Origin of the sequence: Acinetobacter sp. NIPH 817 (assembly GCF_000368405.1) — a bacterium.
Lineage (GTDB): Bacteria > Pseudomonadota > Gammaproteobacteria > Pseudomonadales > Moraxellaceae > Acinetobacter.
The window spans coordinates 957631-978243 of the sequence record NZ_KB849420.1; the positions used below are offsets into that span (position 1 = coordinate 957631).

The 20613-nt window shown below is 39.7% G+C and carries 22 protein-coding genes; 13 read left to right on the forward strand and 9 right to left on the reverse strand.

Annotation, left to right across the window (positions count from 1 at the left end):
- Positions 1 to 3: 3 nt before the first annotated feature.
- Positions 4 to 1578 (forward strand): aldehyde dehydrogenase (NADP(+)), encoded by a 1575-nt coding sequence (locus tag F968_RS08255; RefSeq protein WP_004792093.1) that lies wholly within the window; start codon positions 4 to 6, stop codon positions 1576 to 1578.
- Between the two features lie 51 nt (positions 1579 to 1629).
- On the opposite strand, the gene F968_RS08260 is transcribed toward F968_RS08255, so the two are convergent.
- Positions 1630 to 2526: a hypothetical protein gene (locus F968_RS08260; protein WP_004792095.1), complete on the reverse strand. Its 897-nt coding sequence runs from the start codon at positions 2524 to 2526 to the stop codon at positions 1630 to 1632.
- Positions 2527 to 2854: 328 nt separating this feature from the next.
- Here F968_RS08260 and F968_RS08265 point away from each other — a divergent pair, with 328 nt between their 5' ends.
- The 4 genes from F968_RS08265 (at position 2855) to F968_RS08280 (ending at position 6944) form a co-directional block, all read left to right on the forward strand.
- Entirely contained in the window at positions 2855 to 3685 is an 831-nt protein-coding gene (locus tag F968_RS08265) for an alpha/beta fold hydrolase (RefSeq protein ID WP_004792098.1), read from the forward strand.
- Between the two features lie 161 nt (positions 3686 to 3846).
- A complete protein-coding gene (locus tag F968_RS08270) occupies positions 3847 to 5085 on the forward strand; it encodes an NADH:flavin oxidoreductase/NADH oxidase family protein (RefSeq protein WP_004792101.1) in 1239 nt (412 codons plus the stop codon).
- A gap of 15 nt (positions 5086 to 5100) precedes the next feature.
- The gene (locus F968_RS08275) at positions 5101 to 6168 is read left to right on the forward strand and encodes a saccharopine dehydrogenase family protein (RefSeq protein ID WP_004792103.1); all 1068 of its coding nucleotides are present in this window, start codon (positions 5101 to 5103) and stop codon (positions 6166 to 6168) included.
- 200 nt (positions 6169 to 6368) lie between these two features.
- Positions 6369 to 6944: a dihydrofolate reductase family protein gene (locus tag F968_RS08280; RefSeq protein ID WP_004792105.1), complete on the forward strand. Its 576-nt coding sequence runs from the start codon at positions 6369 to 6371 to the stop codon at positions 6942 to 6944.
- Positions 6945 to 7009: 65 nt separating this feature from the next.
- Here the strand turns inward: F968_RS08280 and F968_RS08285 are convergent, their stop codons facing one another.
- A complete protein-coding gene (locus F968_RS08285) occupies positions 7010 to 7816 on the reverse strand; it encodes a type 1 glutamine amidotransferase domain-containing protein (RefSeq protein ID WP_004792107.1) in 807 nt (268 codons plus the stop codon).
- Positions 7817 to 7892: 76 nt separating this feature from the next.
- Positions 7893 to 8309: a MerR family transcriptional regulator gene (locus tag F968_RS08290; RefSeq protein ID WP_004792109.1), complete on the reverse strand. Its 417-nt coding sequence runs from the start codon at positions 8307 to 8309 to the stop codon at positions 7893 to 7895.
- 155 nt (positions 8310 to 8464) lie between these two features.
- Between F968_RS08290 and F968_RS08295 the strand changes: the two genes are divergently transcribed.
- A complete protein-coding gene (locus F968_RS08295; protein WP_004792111.1) occupies positions 8465 to 9160 on the forward strand; it encodes a type 1 glutamine amidotransferase domain-containing protein in 696 nt (231 codons plus the stop codon).
- A gap of 67 nt (positions 9161 to 9227) precedes the next feature.
- Here the strand turns inward: F968_RS08295 and F968_RS08300 are convergent, their stop codons facing one another.
- The 4 genes from F968_RS08300 to F968_RS08315 form a co-directional block, all read right to left on the reverse strand.
- A complete protein-coding gene (locus tag F968_RS08300; protein ID WP_004792112.1) occupies positions 9228 to 10247 on the reverse strand; it encodes an MBL fold metallo-hydrolase in 1020 nt (339 codons plus the stop codon).
- A 140-nt stretch (positions 10248 to 10387) separates the two neighbouring features.
- A complete protein-coding gene (locus F968_RS08305; protein WP_034596592.1) occupies positions 10388 to 10957 on the reverse strand; it encodes a TetR/AcrR family transcriptional regulator in 570 nt (189 codons plus the stop codon).
- A gap of 100 nt (positions 10958 to 11057) precedes the next feature.
- Positions 11058 to 12056 (reverse strand): NADP-dependent oxidoreductase, encoded by a 999-nt coding sequence (locus F968_RS08310; protein ID WP_004792116.1) that lies wholly within the window; start codon positions 12054 to 12056, stop codon positions 11058 to 11060.
- Positions 12057 to 12109: 53 nt separating this feature from the next.
- The gene (locus F968_RS08315) at positions 12110 to 12913 is read right to left on the reverse strand and encodes an oxidoreductase (RefSeq protein ID WP_004792119.1); all 804 of its coding nucleotides are present in this window, start codon (positions 12911 to 12913) and stop codon (positions 12110 to 12112) included.
- 237 nt (positions 12914 to 13150) lie between these two features.
- Here F968_RS08315 and F968_RS08320 point away from each other — a divergent pair, with 237 nt between their 5' ends.
- Genes F968_RS08320 through F968_RS08335 form a run of 4 tightly spaced genes read left to right on the forward strand, consistent with a single transcriptional unit; the run spans position 13151 to position 16745 of the window.
- Positions 13151 to 14164 (forward strand): alpha/beta fold hydrolase, encoded by a 1014-nt coding sequence (locus F968_RS08320; protein WP_004792121.1) that lies wholly within the window; start codon positions 13151 to 13153, stop codon positions 14162 to 14164.
- A 24-nt stretch (positions 14165 to 14188) separates the two neighbouring features.
- On the forward strand, positions 14189 to 15052 hold the full coding sequence (locus F968_RS08325) for an alpha/beta fold hydrolase (RefSeq protein WP_004792123.1): 864 nt from the start codon (positions 14189 to 14191) through the stop codon (positions 15050 to 15052).
- Positions 15053 to 15098: 46 nt separating this feature from the next.
- The gene (locus tag F968_RS08330; RefSeq protein WP_004792125.1) at positions 15099 to 15485 is read left to right on the forward strand and encodes a hypothetical protein; all 387 of its coding nucleotides are present in this window, start codon (positions 15099 to 15101) and stop codon (positions 15483 to 15485) included.
- A gap of 9 nt (positions 15486 to 15494) precedes the next feature.
- Positions 15495 to 16745, forward strand: a complete 1251-nt coding sequence (locus F968_RS08335) for an NADH:flavin oxidoreductase/NADH oxidase family protein (RefSeq protein WP_004792127.1) — start codon at positions 15495 to 15497, stop codon at positions 16743 to 16745.
- Positions 16746 to 16807: 62 nt separating this feature from the next.
- Here F968_RS08335 and F968_RS08340 read toward each other — a convergent pair whose 3' ends face one another.
- Together F968_RS08340 and F968_RS08345 are read right to left on the reverse strand one after the other, a co-directional pair.
- The gene (locus tag F968_RS08340) at positions 16808 to 17248 is read right to left on the reverse strand and encodes a winged helix-turn-helix transcriptional regulator (RefSeq protein WP_004792129.1); all 441 of its coding nucleotides are present in this window, start codon (positions 17246 to 17248) and stop codon (positions 16808 to 16810) included.
- A 125-nt stretch (positions 17249 to 17373) separates the two neighbouring features.
- The gene (locus F968_RS08345) at positions 17374 to 18306 is read right to left on the reverse strand and encodes a LysR family transcriptional regulator (protein WP_004792132.1); all 933 of its coding nucleotides are present in this window, start codon (positions 18304 to 18306) and stop codon (positions 17374 to 17376) included.
- A gap of 99 nt (positions 18307 to 18405) precedes the next feature.
- On the opposite strand from F968_RS08345, the gene F968_RS08350 reads away from it, so the two are divergent.
- From F968_RS08350 to F968_RS08360, 3 genes are all read left to right on the forward strand, one after another.
- A complete protein-coding gene (locus F968_RS08350) occupies positions 18406 to 18840 on the forward strand; it encodes a DMT family transporter (RefSeq protein ID WP_004792134.1) in 435 nt (144 codons plus the stop codon).
- A gap of 9 nt (positions 18841 to 18849) precedes the next feature.
- A complete protein-coding gene (locus tag F968_RS08355) occupies positions 18850 to 19314 on the forward strand; it encodes a DMT family transporter (protein WP_004792136.1) in 465 nt (154 codons plus the stop codon).
- 613 nt (positions 19315 to 19927) lie between these two features.
- On the forward strand, positions 19928 to 20479 hold the full coding sequence (locus tag F968_RS08360) for a TetR/AcrR family transcriptional regulator (protein ID WP_004792137.1): 552 nt from the start codon (positions 19928 to 19930) through the stop codon (positions 20477 to 20479).
- Positions 20480 to 20613 lie beyond the last annotated feature (134 nt).

Here is a 20613-nt window from a genome sequence, read left to right on the forward strand (position 1 = left end):
AAAATGGTCATTGGACACAACTTTATTGGCGGTTCACGTAGTGCACAAAGTACAACTTTATTGAAAAGTGTGAATGCAACAACTGGTGAGGCTTTGCCTTATGAGTTTCACCATGCAACCGAACAGGAAATTAATCAGGCCTGTGAAGCAGCTAGCCAAGCCTTTAAAACTTACCGTCATACTTCACCTGAACAGCGTGCCACCTTTTTAGAAAACATTGCCCATGAACTCGATGCCTTGGGCACCGATTTTCTAGAGACTATTTCTCAAGAAACCGCTTTGCCACTTGCCCGTTTACAAGGTGAACGTGGCCGTACCAGTGGACAAATGCGCCTGTTCGCTAAAGTGTTGCGTCGTGGTGATTTTTTAGGGGCCCGTATTGATACAGCTTTACCTGAGCGTCAGCCTTTACCTCGCCCAGATCTACGCCAGATTAAAATTGGTGTTGGCCCTGTGGCAGTCTTTGGGGCAAGTAACTTTCCACTCGCTTTTTCAACTGGGGGTGGCGACACCGCTTCGGCACTCGCCGCAGGCTGCTCTGTAGTGGTGAAAGCGCATAGTGGCCACATGGCGACAGCAGACTTTGTAGCTCAAGCAATCGAACGTGCCGTAGAAAAATCAAATATGCCTAAAGGCGTATTTAACATGATCTATGGGAATGGTGTGGGTGAACCACTGGTTAAGCATCCTTTAATTCAGGCTGTGGGTTTTACAGGTTCTCTTCGCGGTGGACGAGCTTTATGTGACATGGCCGCAGCCCGTCCACAACCAATTCCAGTGTTTGCTGAAATGAGCAGTATTAACCCGATGCTGATGTTGCCGGAAGCCTTGAAAAACCGTGGTGAAAAAATTGCACAGGACTTGGCCGACTCAGTTGTTTTAGGCTGTGGTCAGTTCTGTACCAATCCGGGTTTAATTTTAGGTATTAAATCAGCTGAGTTTAGCCAGCTCATTAACAACCTAACTGAAATTATGGGTGGCAAACCTGCACAGACTATGCTGAATGCCGGAACCTTAAAAAGTTATACCGCAGGTCTTGAGCACTTAACCCAGCATCAAGGTATTAAGCATTTGGCAGGTCAAACCCAACAAGGCAATCAGGCACAGCCACAACTATTTAAAGCTGATGTGGAGCTGTTATTGGCAGGTGATCAGCTTTTACAAGAAGAAATCTTTGGGCCAGCGACTGTCATCATTGAGGTTGAAGATAAAGCCCAACTCATTCAAGCTCTACAAAGCATGAATGGTCAGCTCACTGCAACTTTGATTGCCGATGAAGCAGACTTAACTGAATTTGCAGATGTGGTTCCTGTGCTAGAAGAAAAAGCAGGCCGTTTACTCATCAATGGTTATCCAACGGGTGTTGAGGTGTGTGATGCCATGGTGCACGGCGGACCATACCCAGCAACCTCAGATGCAAGAGGTACATCAGTTGGAACTTTGGCAATAGACCGTTATTTACGCCCAGTCTGTTACCAGAACTACCCGCAAAGTTTGTTGCCGGAAGCCTTAAAAGACAGCAACCCATTGCAGATTTTAAGACTGGTCAATGGTGAGATGACCAAAGCAGCGATCTAAAAATGAAAAAGAGACCACTAGTTGGTCTCTTTTCATATCCTAAAAATAAATCTATAGCGGAGTAGGCAAATTAAGCACGACTTGAGCATCTTCAATAACATCTAAGCGGAGAATTCTTGAGGCACCTAGCTCATTTAGCAATGTAGTTAAAGGCCCTTCATTTTTCTCGAGTTGAACATTCTTTGGAAAAAGCTTTTGCGCGAAAGAAAGAATGTTGGACTGAACTTCTGTTTGATGCCATTTCCCATCAACAACATGTAACATAGTGGCTTTGTTGATATGTGTTTCAGAAGCGACATGTTTTAAAGTCGGTACTAAGGTTTTCAAGCTTAAATCTAATTTTCCATTAACATCGAAAATTTTCGCTTGAACTTCTTTTGAACTAATGTTGACATCAATTTTAGTCAGCCATTTTGGAAGTTGGTAACCATATACACCACGAACTCTGGCAATTTCCGTATCGACAGGTAAAGCTAAAACATGCGCATAAAAATGACGTTGACGCATCGATTTCATCAACTCTGCAATATGTGGTCCACGAGCATTAGGTTGACGTACAACAATCGCAATCGACACTTCGTTATAAGGGTCGTTATCACAAACTGAATAGGTAAAGAACGTAACAGCGACCAACCCATAACCCGGAAATGGTTGTAATGGAGTTAAAGCCGCAGGAAGTTTTGCCTTAATGAGCTTAATTGGAGCAAGCATTAAAAGCTGTACATTTGCACTACGATAATAAAAGTTAGGTGCCCAGACAGGACCTACACGTGACTCTACAATTTTTTTAGGAATATGGCGGAAAAAATCGATGTTGCCCGCAGCAGGGTCTTGAGCGACTTCGTTTAGATCAGGGTTCATTCTAAAACGGTCGTAATAACCATCTTTGGGTACTTTGACTTTTTGTTGCCCAAACTCAACCTCAGTAAACTGTTGTTTTATATTCATGAGAGTTCACCTTTAATATTTAATGACCGAGTAGCTACTGTTGTCCATATCCAGCATGTTAATTAATAGCCAATGTGGGCACTATAAGATTAAAGCTAGCTTTAAGGTCAAGGCTTTAATTTTGATATGTCAAATCTTTGACATTTAGAAGAAATAAAATAAAAACAATTCAAGATTAAAAAGATACAAAGTTGAGTAGAGTCTTCATATAAATTTTATTCTTAAAATATGATTTAAGATGATTGACCTTAAAGTTAACTTCAAGCTTAGTATAAATATTCAAACTTTTATAACGAATCTATAAACAGTTTTCAGCAGGAGAACAAAGATGGGATATGTAACAACAAAAGACGGTGTAGAAATTTTTTATAAGGACTGGGGACCACGCGATGCCCAAGTTTTATTTTTTCATCATGGTTGGCCTTTAAGTTCAGATGATTGGGACACACAATTGCTTTTTTTCCTTAAAGAAGGTTTTCGTGTAGTTGCTCATGACAGACGTGGGCATGGGCGTTCAAGTCAAGTGTGGGATGGTCATGATATGGACCACTATGCAGATGATGTCGCAGAAGTGGTTAAACATCTGAACATTAAAAATGCAATTCATATTGGTCACTCAACGGGTGGTGGTGAAGTAGCTCACTACATTGCGCGTCATGGTGAAGAAAATGTTGCGAAAGCTGTACTTGTCAGTGCAGTACCGCCGCTTATGGTTAAAACTGAAAATAATCCTGAAGGTTTACCAAAAGAAGTTTTTGATGACCTGCAAAATCAAGTTCTCACAAACCGTGCGCAATTTTTCCGTGACCTTCCATCAGGTCCGTTTTATGGTTTTAATCGACCTGATGCGAAGCCATCTGAAGGCATCATTTCTAACTGGTGGCGCCAAGGCATGACAGGCAGTGCAAAAGCACATTACGACGGTATTGTGGCATTCTCACAAACTGACTTTACTGAAGATTTAAAGAAAATCACGGTTCCTGTTTTGGTGTTGCATGGTGACGATGATCAGATCGTGCCTTATAAAACTTCTGGCGTGAAATCTGCTGAGTTACTTCAAAATAGCCAACTCAAAATCTATCCAGGTTTTTCTCATGGCATGTTAACTGTTAACCATGAAGTAATTAATGCGGACTTGTTGGCTTTTATTCGTGAATAATTAAAAGCGTTTAAACTTCAAAAAAGAGGCCTAAAGAGTGCCTCTTTTTTTATATAAAAAATTAATAAAGTCAAAATATTAAATATAGAAATACTAAAAGGTATTGACATTAAAGTTAGCTTTAATCTTAAAGTAAAGCCATACTGAATGAGGTCATTCCAATGAAAGTGTTCGAAAAATTAGTATTCCCAAATGGCTCATATGTTCCTAACCGTATTGCCAAAGCGGCAATGGAAGAAAACATGGCTGATTTAAACCATGCACCGTCAGAAGAGTTAATGCGTTTATATCAAGCTTGGGCAAATGGTGGCGTAGGTCTAATTATTACTGGAAATGTGATGGTAGACCGTCGAGCAATGACTGGGCCGGGAGGTGTGGTGCTTGAAGATGAAAAGCATCTAGATACTTTTAAAAAATGGGCGCAAATTGGCCGTTCAAAAGGAGCTCAGATTTGGCTTCAAATTAATCATCCGGGTCGTCAAATGCAAGCGAACCTTGGTCAACAAACTTGGGCACCTTCTGCTGTTGCTTTAGATTTAGGAAAAATGTCAAATCGCTTTAATACGCCAATCGAAATGACTGAATCTATGATTACAGAGGTGATTCAGCGTTTTGCAAACACGGCACGTTTAGGTGAAAAAGCAGGATTTACTGGAGTAGAAATTCATGCGGCGCATGGTTATTTATTAAGTCAGTTTCTTTCTCCACTCAGCAATAAACGCCAAGATCGTTGGGGTGGCTCTTTAGAAAACCGTGCTCGTATATTAATTGAAATTGTAGAAGCTGTTCGTAAAGTAGTTTCACCTCAGTTTACTGTGGCGGTAAAACTCAATTCAGCCGATTTCCAACGTGGCGGATTTAGTGCAAAAGATGCCCAGCAAGTCGTTAAAATGTTAAATGAGCATGCAGTCGATTTGGTTGAGCTTTCAGGCGGTAGTTATGAAGCGCCAGCAATGCAAGGCCAGGCACGTGATGGACGAACACTTGCACGTGAAGCATACTTTCTAGAGTTTGCACAAGAAATTAGCAAAGTTGCCAAAATGCCTGTTATGGTGACAGGTGGAATCCGCCGTAAACAAGTGGCAGAGCAGGTAGTTGAAAGTGGTGTAGATATGGTTGGTATTGCTACAGCACTAGCAATTGAACCTAATTTGCCAAATGCTTGGAAACAAGGCCACAATGTCACACCAGAGCTAAAACCAATTACTTGGAAGAATAAAACACTAGCTTCACTTGCGAATATGGCTGTGGTGAAATTCCAGTTACGTAATTTAAGCGTTGCTAAAAAAACAAAACCAAATGTTTCACCAGCTTGGGCTTTAATTTTGCAACAATCAGCGATGTCGTGCCGTACCCGCCAATACAAAAAAGGCATGCGTGACTATACATTTGCTTCTTAATAAAAGAGTAGTGTTATGACAAATCCTAACGATTCAAATTGGATAATCTATGGAGCAAATGGCTACACGGGTGAGTTAATCGCTCGTGAAGCTGTACGCCAAGGTCTAAAACCAACTTTGGCTGGTCGTAACAAAGCCAAGGTTGAAACACTCGCTCAAGAGTTGGGGCTCAACTATAAAGCTTTTGGACTTGATAGCGTAGATGCAGTAAGTGAGCAAATCCAAGGCTTTAAGTTGGTCATGCACTGCGCAGGACCATTTTCAGCGACCTCGAAGCCCATGATGGAAGCTTGTATAAAAGCAGGTGCTCACTATCTCGATATTACTGGTGAAATTGCAGTTTTTGAATTAGCGCAGTCACTTAACAGCCAAGCCGAAAAAGCCGATATCGTGCTTTGTCCGGGTGTTGGTTTCGATGTGATTCCGACAGACTGTGTGGCAGCTGCCTTGAAAGAAGCACTGCCAGATGCGACTCATTTAGCACTTGGTTTCGACTCAAGAACAGGACTTTCACCGGGTACTGCCAAAACCAGTACAGAAGGTATGGCAGAGGGTGGAAAAATTCGTAAAAACGGAAAAATTACTACGGTTCCATTGGCACACTACGTCCGAACTATTGATTTTGGGGACGGTAAAAAAAGTGCCATGAGTGTTCCGTGGGGAGACGTATCTACAGCGTTCTATACAACAGGTATTCCAAACATTGAAGTGTTTGTACCTGCATTTCCCAAAATGATCTTGGGCGCGAAAATGATGAACTATGTACGCCCAGTATTAAAACTAAAAGCCGTACAGAAGTTTATTAAGTCGCGTATTGAAAAAACGGTCGTTGGGCCAAATGAGGAACTCCGTGCGAAAGTACCTACCTATGTGTGGGGTGAAGTGAGAAACTCACGTGGGGAAATAAAAACTGCCCGTATCCAAACAGAAAATGCTTATAGCCTTACCGTAAATGGCTCTCTGACTGTGGTGAATTATTTACTCAAAAATACCGTTAAAGGCGGTACATATACACCTGCAAAACTGATGGGTTATAAACTAGTGACCGAGTTGCCGGGTTCTGGTCCGCTGGTCATTAATTAAAAGCCTTTATTAAAATAGTACGTTTATAGATAGTCCCGAACAAGGAGTCACTCTTGTTCGGGTTATTTTTAAATATTTCAAGTAAATACAGCTTTATATGGGTGAAAGAAAAACAGAAAACAAAACACTCCATAAGAAATAATTTAAATTGAATATACTAAAAAGCGATAAATTTTTTTCATAACAAAGGAATGAGAATAATGAGAAAACTCATACTTTTTCTACATGCATCGCTAGATAGTTTTGTCGAAGGTCCAAATGGGGCAATGGACATAAGCTGGATTGCTTACGACGCCGATTTAGCAAATCATGCCAAAGAAGTTTTGAGTACTGCTGATACGGTTATTTGGGGGCGTGCAACTTACCAAATGATGCATAATTACTGGCCAACCATGCTTTCAAACCCAGAAGCTTCGGAGCACGAACGAAATCATGCTGAGTGGATTGAAAAAACAGAGAAAATCGTTTTTTCTACAACCCTAGATAAAGTTGAATGGAATAACTCTAGACTGGTGAAAGACCATGTCGAAGAAGAAATTAATAAACTTAAACAGAAGCAGGGCAAGGATATGGTAATTCTGGGGAGTCCTCGCTTTGCGCATTATCTGATGCAACTTGGTTTAATTGATGAATACAAAATTACGGTTTCGCCTGTGCTGATTAGTAGTGGCTTACCACTATTCCAAGGTATTCAAGAAAAGACTAATCTTAAACTTATTGAAAATAAAACGTTTGCTTCAGGTGCAATAGGCCTTCACTATCAAAAGATTGGCTGATTTTTTATAGTATTTATATAAAAAAGACGAATTACAGCCCTATTCTGTAATTCGTCTTTTTAGATTTATTGAATGTTACTTAAACGCTTAACAACTGCCTCGGCAATTTCCTTACTCGACTGTGGGTTTTGTCCCGTAATAATTCTATCGTCCGAAACTACATATGAGGTAAATGGAACAAATGCTTGTTTATATTTTGCTCCACGTTCAATGAGCCCATTTTGTAGTGAAAAAGGAACTTGAGACTTAATACCCGACAGCGTTTCTTCAATATTTGCGAAACCCGTAACGGTTCTATCTGCAATTAAAGGTTTGCCATTTTCATCCTGCAAAGGTAATAAACCACCCACGCCGTGACATACTGCTGAAACGATCCCTCCTTGGCGATAGATCTGTTCACTAATGTTTTGTAGAGCTTTATTGGTTGGGAAATCCCACATGGTGCCGTGTCCACCAGTATAGTAAATGGCTTTGTACTGCGAAGGATTAATCATATTTGGAGCTAATGTTGATTTTAACCTTTGCATAAATGCTGGGTCGGCTAAGTGATCTTGTACCGATTTGTCTAAATAAATAGACTTTAAGCTACGTTCATCCAGAGGAACATGACCGCCTAAAGGACTTACAAAATCCATGTCATAGCCAGCAGCCAAAGCGACATCGTAAAAATGAGTGAGTTCAGTCAGCCAAAGTCCTGTTTTATCCGAACGGAAAGGGTAAGCTGAGTGATTGGTCATCACGACTAAAATTTTTCCATTTGCTTTGCTAAGGTTTTGAGCCTTATCTGACTCTGCGGCATGTGCCACATTGGCAGTCAAAAAAATAGCAAAAATAATTGTTAACCAACGCTGAAAATCCCAAACTTTAAACATCACAGGCTCCTCATCTATCACCTGAGATCCATCGTATGTTTAAAGTGCACTTTAAGGTCAATAGTCCTCTAAGAAATTACGGTGTTTTTGCTTTGTCGTAATAGAGGTTCATGAGTCGTTCTGCATTTTCTTCGCAAGTAATTTCATCTGGTTTGTTATTAATCGCTTCAACCATGGTTCGTAAATTTTGCTTACTCACTTTTAGTTTTTGTTCTAAAAGTTCAATTTCTTGAATTTTTGATTCAAGTGTTTGGATGAGTGCGTCATGGTTCCAACTACTCACTTTTGAAGGGAGAAAAGCTTTAATTTCTGCTAAAGAAAATCCAACTTGCTGGGCTTGCTGAATTAAAGAAAGTTGCTTTAAATCGTTGTCGGTATATTCGCGGTAGCCATTTGATTTTCTTTTGGCTTTAGGCAAGAGTTTGATTTGCTCGTAGTAACGAATTGTAGGGGTACTTAAACCGCTTAGTTTAGATAACTCACTAATATTCATAACCACATACTCTATTGACATTCAAGTTAACTTTAGACTTATAGTCATGTAAAAGCAAGGTTCATAACTTTACTAAGCGCACACTTTCAGTAACAGCTTTCTATGCTTTGATAGATGAAAGAAAGAATTATAAATATGAACAATGAGGTGATGAAATGTCTAAACGTATATTACATGTCGTGACCAATGTTTCACGCTATAAAGATATCGATGAACCAACAGGGCTGTGGTTAGGTGAGCTTACCCATGCCTATGACGAATTTGAAAAGCAAGGGTATATACAAGATATTGTTAGTCCCAATGGCGGAAAAACTCCGATTGAACCAAAATCATTAGGAGCTTTGGTTTCTGATAAGTCTGTAAAAGCGAGGGAAGATGATCAAGCTTTTATGACTTTATTGGCCAATACTTTTAAGCCTTCTGATATTAATTGGCAAGATTATGATGTGATCTATTACACAGGCGGTCACGGTGTTATGTGGGATTTTTTAGATAATCCTGAACTGCAAGAAATCACCAAAAATATTTATGAAAAAGGTGGCATTGTTTCGAGTGTTTGTCACGGTTATTGCGGCTTGCTCAATGTAAGGCTTTCAAATGGCGAACGACTGATAAAAGACAAAAAGTTAACGGGCTTTGCTTGGAGTGAAGAGGTTTTGGCAGGGGTCGCGAAAAAGGTCCCATACAATGCTGAAGAGTTGGCTAAAGAATATGGTGCACATTATGATAAGGCCTTTATTCCATTTGCACCGCACGTAGTTCAAGACGGCAATTTAATTACAGGACAAAACCCGTTTTCTGCTAAAAAAACGGCTTTAGCGATAATAGAAGAGTTAGAAAAGAGTGCTTAATCTAGATAACTCATAAAATGATATAAATCGAACACTGCAAATCAGTGTTCGATTTATTCGTATCAAGCTACGAACGCCACCAATAATTTTCGACATTTGGCTCGTTTAAGTTTAAGAGTTCACCCATTTGAGGTGTACTAATCGCTAACTCGTTTTGTTGAGCCAAAGCCACTATACGTTCAAACGGGTCATCCCAAGCATGAAGTGCCAAGTCAAAAGTCCCATTGTGCACAGGCAACAAATGACGACCTTTTAAATCGATATGTGCTTGTAAAGTTTGCTCTGGTTGCATGTGAACATCTGGCCATTCAGGGTCATAAGCGCCAGTTTCTAACATAGTGAGATCGAAAGGGCCATAGCGATGTCCAATCTCTTTAAACCCATCAAAATATCCCGTGTCACCGCTAAAAAATACACGTAAGTCACTATCAATAATCACCCATGAAGCCCAAAGCGTCGCATTGCTATCGCCCATGCCGCGGCCTGAAAAATGATGAGCAGGGGTAGCAACCAATTTTAGTCCATCCACATGGGTAGTATCCCACCAATCAAGTTGTTGAACCTTTTCCGCTGGAATTCCCCATTTAATGAGCGTATCACCCACACCAAGCGGTGTTAAGAAATGTTCAACTTTATCGTTAAGTTGCATGACTGCATGGTGGTCGAGGTGGTCGTAGTGGTTATGCGACAAAATCACGCCTTTAATAGGCGGTAAGTCCACAATGCTAATCGGTGGCTGGTGAAAACGTTTCGGGCCAATCCACTGAAAAGGCGAGGCACGCTCTGAAAAAACAGGGTCGGTTAACCAAAACTCATTACGTAATTTTAACAAGATGGTTGAATGCCCAAGACGAAATAGGGAGCGGTCAGGCGCACTTAAAAGTTGTTCTTTTGACAAACTTAAAACAGGAATCTCTTTATTAGGTACCGTGTCTTTGGGTTTGTTAAATAAAAATTTCCACATTAACCCCAGTGTTTTTCCGAAAGAAGGCTGATGCTGGTTCGGGCATGTATTTCTAAATTTGCCATTTTGCTGCTGAGATGGCATTAAGGGAGAAGGCAAGTCTGTTGTGTTTAAAATAGTCATTTTGTTTTTCCTTATTGGAACAAACCTATATGTGCAAATAAGAACTTGGGCTAAGTGCTTATTTTGATTTATTTAAATGAGTATTTGCTCACTCATTAATTGCTTTAAAAATAAGGACGCCGCGCATCCTTAACTTTTATCTAAATTGAAACTGCATGCCAAAACGCTTCAAAACCAGATTTACGATAACGCTCGGTTTGAGAAGGATCTTGGGCAATAAAATTGAGTGTAACTTCGGCAAGCGCACCTAAAATTGAAGCGATAAATAACGGTGGATAATCTCTTAATTTGCCATCGTTAATTCTTTCTTGAATGTTTTGGGTGAGGTCACAAAAGGTTTGCATGCCAATTTGTTTGCTCTCTTCAGTAATTTGTTCTGATGTGGAAAGCTGTGCCATGACTTTACGTTTAAGAGGAGCTTCTAAACTCCAGTCCAAATAGCTTTGCCAGATATGCGACATTTGTGTTTGTAAGTCAGAATCAGTAGGGTAACCAAGCATCATCACTTGTCGTAACTCGGCCTTTAATGAAAGATATAACTGGTTAAGCAGTTCTTCTTTATTACTAAAATAGGTAAATAAAGTACCTTCTGCCACACCAGCGATTTTTGCAATTTTTGAGGTAGACGCACGTTCGCCAAGCTCTGCCAATGTTTCTATAGCAGCGCTTAAAATTGCATTACGTTTATCTTCACTACGAGGACGAGCCATATATAAATACATTAATTGAGTGATTACTCAATCATACATAAAAATAATGAGAGAGCAATCATATTTTGTATAAACCTTAATAATAAGATGAAAAAAAATATTACGAGTCAAATTGTAAAACGACTTTCCCTTTTGATCTGCCAGCATTTACATATTGAAGAGCTTCTTTTATTTGGAAAAAATCATAAGTTTGGTCAACTACAGGTTTAATTTTTCCAGCTTCTACCAATTCAGTAATTTTTGAGAGCTGTTGACCATTCGGCTGCATAAATAAAAATGTATAAGTAATGCCGTGTTTCTTTGCTTTATGTCGAATTGACCAGCTTAACATCGGGATAACACATTTTAGGAACCAATTCGGATTAATTGCCTCTACAAAAGCATGGTCAGGTGGGCCTGAAATACTAATAAGACGTCCACCGCGTTTAAGAACATTTAATGATTTTTCTAAAGTTTTTCCACCTTGCGTATCTAAAACCACGTCGTAGTCTTTAAGTTCTTGCTCAAAGTCCGTTGTTTTATAGTCAACGATGATGTCGGCACCTAGCTCTTTAACCCAACCACTGTTTTTGGCACTAGTTGTGGTTGCAACCGTAGCGCCAAGAGACTTGGCAAGTTGAATTGCAATTGAACCTACACCACCTGAACCTGCATGAATAAGTACTTTTTGGCCAGCCTTAACTTTTGCAATTTCAACTAGCACTTGCCATGAAGTTAAGGAAACTAAAGGTAGTGCTGCTGCTTGTTCCATCGAAATATTTTGCGGTTTAAGCGCCAGTGAAGACTCTTGAACGACCGTATATTCAGCAAAAGCACCGTTTAAATCGGTCTTGGCATAGACTTCATCTCCGACTTTAAACTGAGAAATCTTCGAGCCTACTTCTACAACTGTACCTGCAAAATCATTGCCTAAGATGAAAGGAAATGGGGCGGGCAGAATTGCCTTAAAATCACCATCTAAAACTCGTATGTCGAGAGGATTAATACTGGCTGCATGAACTTTAACAAGTACCGCATTTTCTGACACAGATGGTTTAGGCTGTTCATCGACCTGCACATCACTAATATTGCCGTAGCGGGTTATATAAGCTGCTTTCATTTGGAACCTCTATTCTTTTTGAAATTTTTTAATGTTTTAATTTTTGTTCTGTACTACACCTTCATGCTTCGCTGAATTAACTTGTCAAAGATTTTTACAGGAGCAAAGCGTCGTAATGCTTTTAAGCTTTTTGCAGTTTTTCCTGCTGTGTAACGTGGTACAACATGTTGACTCTCAATGACATTTAAAATGGTATGGGCAACCACACTTGGGTCATCTGACTTATTCATAGCGTTAATCATTTGTCGGTGTAACTTTTCACGCGTTTGATCGTAAAAAGAAACTTTATTGTCTGCTTCAAGTAAGTTTACTCCTAAAGATGTATTGGTATAAGCAGGTTCAATTAGAGACACACGAATTCCTTGTGATCTTAGCTCGTGGTCTAAAGATTCAGAATAACCTTCAAGTGCATGTTTAGACGCAGAATAAAGAGCGCCAAAAGGCATAGGTACAAGTCCAAGAATTGAACTGATATTTAAAATAAGCCCTGAGTTTTTCTGACGCATGTGCGGAATAACTGCGCGAGTCATTCGAACGGCACCGAAAAAGTTAGTATCAAAAATAGCCTGTGCTTGTTGCATTGAGCTTTCTTCAGCACCAGCGGGTGAAATTGCAAACCCAGCATTGTTAATTAAGACATCAATTCGGCCTTCACTTGCTATTACTTTTTCAATGGCTTGAGTGACTGAGTCATCTTGATTTACATCTAACTCAATCAGATGAAATTTATAGTTTGATGATTTTTTTGCTTGTCGGCTTGTGCCATAAACAATAAATCCTGCCTCATGTAAAAGGTCTGCGGTTGCTAACCCAATACCCGAAGACGCACCTGTAATGAGAACTACTTTGCTGGTCATATCATGTTCCTTACTTAAATTTTGTCGCCTGAACCAAATCAATTTCGGCTTGATTTTTTCATCATAATCTAAAAATAAAATAGTTACTACTAAAAAGATAGTGACAATATATTTTTGCCTGTGTATAGTGAGTATTAAATCGATACTTACTCTGTTTTTTATCTTTTCTCCCTTTGAAAGATCACTCATAAAAAACAGATAAATCAGATCAATGAATTAAATTTGAGGATCAGAGAAATGAAGTTTTTATTAAATACAGTGGCTATGAGTTTGACGGCGTTATCTGTTTTTAGCGCTCCCTTAACTCAGGCAGAGGTTGTGCCATCGGTTTCTTTTAATGAACCGTCAATTCAGGCACATAAAGTGTCATCAATTGCCGTTAGCAACCTGCAAGCAGGGCAAAACGCCGAGCAAGATACAAATTGGAAGAATGTACCAACTCAATTTATTCGTGCAGGTGACATTAACTTCGCTTACCGAGAATATGGTCAACAAAACGGTGGAACGCCTGTCATTTTCTTAAATCATTTAGCGGCTGTTCTAGATAACTGGGACCCACGAATTATTGATGGAATTGCGGCTAAACATCATGTTGTGGTGTTTGATAATCGTGGTGTTGGTGCTTCTACAGGTAAACCAGCCCAGTCGATTGAGCAAATGGCAGACGATGCGATTGCATTCATTCAAGCAAAAGGCTTTAAGCAAGTTGATTTATTTGGCTTCTCGATGGGCGGCATGATTTCACAAGAGATTGTTTTGAAGCAGCCAAATTTAGTTCGAAAAATGATTTTGTCGGGAACTGGCCCTGCGGGTGGTACAGGCATTAGTACGGTTGGACGAATTTCTAATTGGGATTTAGTTCGTGGAATGGCTACCGGCCAAGACCCTAAAGTTTATCTTTTCTTTACGCGTACAGAAAATGGTAAAGCTGCCGCTAAACAGTTTATTCAACGTATTAACGAACGTACCGAAAATCGCGATAAAGAAATCACCATTTCTGCCTACCGTGCCCAGCTTAAAGCACTCAAAAAATGGGGAAGTAAGAAACCTTCCGACCTTTCTGTGATTCAACAACCTGTGTTAGTTGCTAATGGTGATCATGACCGAATGGTCCCAACTGTGAACACCTATGATTTGGCAAAACGTTTGCCGAATAGCGCTCTCGTTATTTACCCAGATGCTGGTCATGGTGGAATTTTTCAATTCAATGAAGATTTTGTAAAACAATCACTTACATTCTTAGCGAAATAAGAACTTAAATTTAGGACAATGACGATGACAACAATTACACATCAAACAGCCGAGACCCAATTCATTGAAGTAGATGGAGCAAAATTTGCCTATCGTCGATGGGGTAACTCAAATACAGGGCAGCCACCGCTATTTTTTCTTCAGCACTTTCGAGGCGGTTTAGACAATTGGGACCCAATCATTACCAATGGTTTGGCACAAGGGCGTGAAGTCATTTTGTTTAATGGTCGAGGCATTGCTTCATCTACAGGTCAACCTCGTACCCGTATTGAAGATATGGCAGATGATGCAGCCGCAGTCATTCGTGCATTGGGCCTAAAACAAGTTGATTTATTAGGCTTTTCACTCGGTGGCTTTCAGGCACAAGATTTAGTACGCCGTCATCCTGAACTTGTAAGAAGACTTATGCTTTTAGGTACAGGACCACGAGGTGGTAAACCACGCGGTGACGACGCCGAAGTGGCGACATTGGTATTGAAACATGCCACAACTGCTGTGCCATCTGAAGAAGACTTTCTCTTTTTATTTTTTGGCCGATCTGAAGCTGCTATTCAAGCGGGCCGTGACTTTTGGCAACGTCGACATGAACGCAAAGATCAAGATACCCCAAGCTCAGTTGAAGTCATGCAGGCACAGATAGAAGCCAATATGCATTTTTTACCTAAACTTGATGAACAAGATCCATTTGCGCATTTACGTGAGATTAAACAACCTACTTTCATTTTAAATGGTGTCGATGATGTGATGATTCCGACCATCAACGCCTATCACATGGCACTTAACATTCCAAACGCGCAGCTATTTATCTATCCAGACGCAGGACATGGCGCTCAATTTCAATACCCTGAACGCTTTGTAAAGCATGCAATCCAGTTTTTAGATGAATAAATGCATGAGTTAGAGCTAATCAATTTGATGAATCAAGAAGGTAAAAATGATGAAATTTAAATTGTTGCTGTGGATGCTCACCAAGCTCATGCAGCGTGCGGTAAAAAAGAATCCGAAATGTGCAGCGTTTGTGAATGATAAAAATGTCACCTTTCAGATTCAGACGGCAAGTGGTGAAGGGCGATATTTTGAAGTTAAAAATGGCAAGATTAATTCGTACTCAGGGCTAACCAAGTCGCCAAGTTTTATCTTTACATTTAAGACTGCGAGTAAAGGATTCGCCGTATTGTCTGCTAAAGACAGTGTGAATACTTTTTTAACTGCACTTAAGACACAGGACCTTGTCATTAGCGGAAATTTTGTAGATGTGATGTGGTTTCAAAGTTTAGTGGACTTTATTCAACCTCATTCAAAATCATCTTTAACTGTGTGAGATAAGACCATGACTCAACCGCAATTAGAAACCAATCTTTTGAATCAGCCCTTAACTTTGCCGAATGGCGTTATCGTTCCAAATCGCTTAGCAAAGGCTTCAACCAGCGAAACCTTAGCCACCTATTCAAATAATCCAACTGAAAAACATGTGCGGTTATATCAGCGCTGGGCCGCATCAGGCATTGGCATGATCATTAGTGGCAACATTATGATTGACCGACGTGCCTTGGGTGAGGCGGGTAATGTGGTTGTTGAAGATGAGCGTGATTTTGCGATTTTACAAAAATGGGCGAAAACCGTGACCGTGCAAGGTTCTCAGTTGTGGGCACAGTTAAATCATCCGGGAAAACAATCACCCAAAGGATTAAATGTCCGTACTATTTCTGCATCGGCAGTGCCGTTTGGGCCAGAAATGCAATCTTTATTTGCGACGCCTGATGAAGCCACACAAGCAGAGATTATCGACATTATTCAGCGTTTTGGTCGTAGCGCAGCAATATGTAAAAAAGCGGGATTTGGTGGTGTTGAGATTCATGCTGCACATGGTTATCTGATTAATCAGTTCTTGTCGCCCTTACATAATTTAAGAAATGATGAATGGGGTGGTACACCTGAAAAACGCCGTCGTTTCTTAATGGAAGTGTATGCAGAAATCCGCAAACAAGTCGGTCAAGAGTTTCCGATTGCGATTAAGCTTAACTCGGCAGACTTTCAAAAAGGCGGCTTTACCGAACAAGACTCGTTAGAAACCATTCAGGCTTTAGCCGATGCAGGGATTGACCTGATAGAGATATCAGGCGGCACCTATGAATCTGGCGTAGCCAAAGCGCCACAAAAAGCATCGACCATTGCACGTGAAGCTTTCTTCATTGATTTCGCAGAAAAAGTTAGAAAACTTGTAAAAACACCGTTAATGGTTACAGGTGGTTTTCGGACTGTAGAAGGTATGAATCAAGCTTTGCAGTCTCAAGCGTGTGATGTTATTGGGATTGCGAGAATTATGGCGATTGAACCTGATGTACCCAAACTTTTATTAGCTGGCAAAAATGGTCTTCAGTCTGTGCACCCAATCAAAACAGGCATTAAGAAGGTCGATAGTCTGGGTGTTATGGAAGTACTTTGGTACACCCAACAACTAAAACGCATGGGTAAAGGTAAAGAACCAAAACCACATGAAAGTGGTTTATGGGCATTTCTTAAATCGATTTTACGTAGTGGTTGGGGAACGTATGCAACTCAACGGGCACGGGCAAAATAATCTGTTTACTTTACATGAGCCCAATAAAAAGCACTCCAATTGAGTGCTTTTATCTATTTAAGTTATCCAGTTTTTTGGCGAATAGGGCGCGTACCAATTTCGGCACCAGTGATTTGATCAATCACAATTGGTTTAATTTCAGTGCCTTGTTCTGCATCCAGAAAAGTCACCATTTTTTCGGGTTGTTCAAAGGGTTTATGTTTTCTACCCCATGCACCAATCACAAATAAAGCTGGTAAAAAATCTTTACCCGCTTCAGTTAATAGGTACTCTTCACGCGGCGGATGTTCAGAATATTGTCTTTTTTCGAGTAAACCTTCCTCTACTAAAACAGACAAACGTTTAGTTAGCATGGTTGGTGCAATACCTAAACTTTTACGGAACTGATCAAAACGTGTAAAACCCGCATGAGCATCACGTAAAATCAACATACTCCACGCATCGCCTAAAACAGAAAGACTTCTAGCGATTGGGCAGACTTCAAGATTGCTATTTTTACTCATATCGAATTAATAAACCCAATAGTAACTACTAAAAAAATACTAACACAATTCCACTAAATAAGCTATGACACTCGTAATGCCGATTGATAAGTTTTAGTTAAAGAACGGTGTATTTCAATATAGATTTAATCCTGCCAATAAGGTGTTTCACCATAGACTTCAGCAAAATAATCAATAATTACTCGAATATTTAAAGGCGGATGACGCACATTTGGATAAATTGCGGCAATATGCTGTGGTTGCGATTTAATAGATGCTTCATATTGCGGTAAAAGTTTTATTAATTTGCCATCCTTTAAAGCCTCACCAATTAACCAGTCAGGGAACAAAACAATTCCCATCCCATTGAGTGCAGCCGTCATTAAGCTCTCAGCATTATTTGAAGCAAGTAAGGGCACAATTGGATAATGTACCCATTCTTCATTGGGTTTTTTAACTAACCAACGGTTAGGACCTTCAAATCCTTTATAGACTAAGCATTTATGGTTATGGAGTTCTTTAGGATGATCAAGCGCGTCATATTTAGCGATGTAGCTAGGCGAGGCTGCCAAATGATATTTTTGTGTGCTGAAAATACGTGCATGAAATGATGAATCTGTCAGAGTTCCAATACGAAAAATTAAATCGGTACTATCCCGAAGAGGATCTATAAATTCGTCTGTCTGAATGAGTTCTATTAAAAGCCTTGGATAACGTTCTAATAAACCCGCTAACCAAGGCGCAATATGCCGTTGACCAAAAAATACCGGTGCATTAATTCGGACCAGTCCAGAGGGTTCTATTGTTTTATCTTGCAATGCCTTTTGAGCTTCATCAAATTGCTCTGTAATTCTTTTGGCATATTCAAAAAATAATTTGCCCGATTCGGTCGGAGTGATGGCTCGTGTATTTCGATAGAAAAGTTGTTGTCCCAACGCATCTTCTAACTGTTGAATGGTCCGAGAAATCATCGATGCCGACACATCTTCTTTTCTCGCCACAATAGAGAAGTTTTGAGCATTATATACACTGATAAAAAAGCGAAGGGTACGAATATCAATCGAATTGGTTAAATTCATCTGTGCAATTTCTGCAAAAGTGTTTCATGAATTATGCTGTTTTTCTATTGAATTGACTACTCTAACATTCGTTGTCTAAATAAAATGAGACAATGTTTTATGCAAATTCTATTACTGTTCCTCACCATTTTGGGTGGAATGGGGCTATCAGTGGAGGCAGGGCTTTTAGGGCCATTAGGTACAGAAGTCGGGGAGTTATGGGCCACTTTTAGTATTTTTGGCGTAGGGGCAGCCCTTACTTTTTTATTAATGCTGTTTTTTAGCCCACGTAACAGCCCTTCATTTTTTACCCTTCCATCTTGGCAGTTATTGGGAGGTGTTATTGGTCCCATCTACGTCATTATTCTCACCATTACTGCGCCGATTATTGGCATTGCCATGACCATGATTGGGATTTTGGCGGGTCAGGTTTTTAAGAGTCTTATTATTGATCACTATGGACTACTCGGAACTCCGCATAGAAAAGTAGATCGTAAACGTGTGCTTGCGCTTGTTTTTATTGTGGTTGCACTTTCATTAGTTGCAAAAGCATAAGAGGGTAATATGACAATATTCATGATTTTATTGGCTGTCATCGGTGGTGCGCTTTTAAGTGTTCAAGCCGCAATTAATGGTCAGCTTGGCAGTAAAGTAGGCGTATTTCGTAGTGCTTTTTTGACGTTTTCGGTAGGCGCTTTAATTACGGCATTGCTTATTTTTTACTTTGAGCCAAAACAAACTTTAACCCTATTAGACGTACCTAAATGGCAATTGCTTGGCGCAATGTGTGGCGTTCCCTATATTGTGATTATGGTCTTAGCTGTGCAAAGAATAGGGGCGGCTGTTGCTACGGTTGCGGTGATTTTTGGGCAACTCTTAATGAGTATGTTGATTGATAATTTTGGTTGGTTTGGCAATGAAATTCTGCCTTTTTCAACATATCGCTTAGGCGCACTCATCTGTTTAGCGATTGCACTGTATTTTATTTATTCGAGTAGTAAAACGGCTCAAGTTGAACCTAATAGCTAACATGCTTATAAAGCAGGAGAGTTTTATTAAGATAATATTTAAGATGTTCCTTAAATGTGTAATTTAATGAAAAACAATAATTAATTAAATATTATCTAGCCAATTTTACATTGACACCTTAAATATTGCAGATTAACATTTGCGGGCTGGCCTACATTGCCAGTCGGTTTTGACGGACCGTTATTTGAACCACATCAGGATTATTTCTTCTGAGGAATAGTTTTGTGTGTGCACACCCCGTTCCCTCCCGTTGCGGTAGGACGGGAGTGGGACACCTACGGGTGTGCTGGAGTTCAAACCAGTCCGTCAACCTGCTTCCGTTCTGCCACCATAATTTATAATGTTTTGGCAGAACTCCAAGTTTAAAGGAGTTGGCTTTGCACATTCATTATTTATTGGCAGACATTGCCAAGGTCTATAACGACACAACTTAAATCACTATAAAGCAGCTCGATCGCCGTTAGGCTTTTCAGGCTTTAAATCATTTCGATTAAAAACTTAGCAACAATAAAACTTGAGATGTGCCAAGCACAGTCTTTACGGCTTTGCTGTGCCTTTTTCTCCCAAAAAAGTATCTCATTTATATACAACAAAAATTTATAACGGTAAAAATATGCCAACTTTAGAAATATCTTCCAAAAAATTACAGGTTATTCATACTGCAATAGAACTGTTCAATAACTATGGATTTCACAATACAGGCGTGGACTTAATTGCTAGAGAATCCAAAATTCCTAAAGCCACTTTTTATAACTACTTTCACTCAAAAGAACGCCTCATTGAAAGGTGCATATCTTTTCAAAAAAGCCGATTGAAAGAAGAGATGCTAGCCATTATCTACTCAAGCCGTTACAGAACCTCAAGCGACAAAATCAAAGAGATTATTGTTTTACATGTCAATTTTAATAGCCTGTACTATCTATTGCTTAAAGCTATTTTTGAAATTAAACAGATTTATTCTCAGGCCTACCACATGGCAGTTGAGTATAGAAAATGGCTGCTTCGAGAACTTTTTGATCTGGTTTTTAGTTTAGAAAACTGCCCACTAAAACCTGATGCGAATATGGTTTTACACTTAATTGATGGTTTGATGTTTCAGATTTTAAGTTCAAACAGTTTGGATGAAAGGGATGTGGTGGTGGAGCGGTTTTTTGGTGTTGTATAAAAAGTTGTTCATAATAAGAATACATCATAAATTTAAATTTTTCAGCATTTTAAATTTGATAGAGAAAAATCAAAAAAATATCTGGTGTATGGTTACAGATTTCAATGAATCATTTACAATTTATCAATTATACA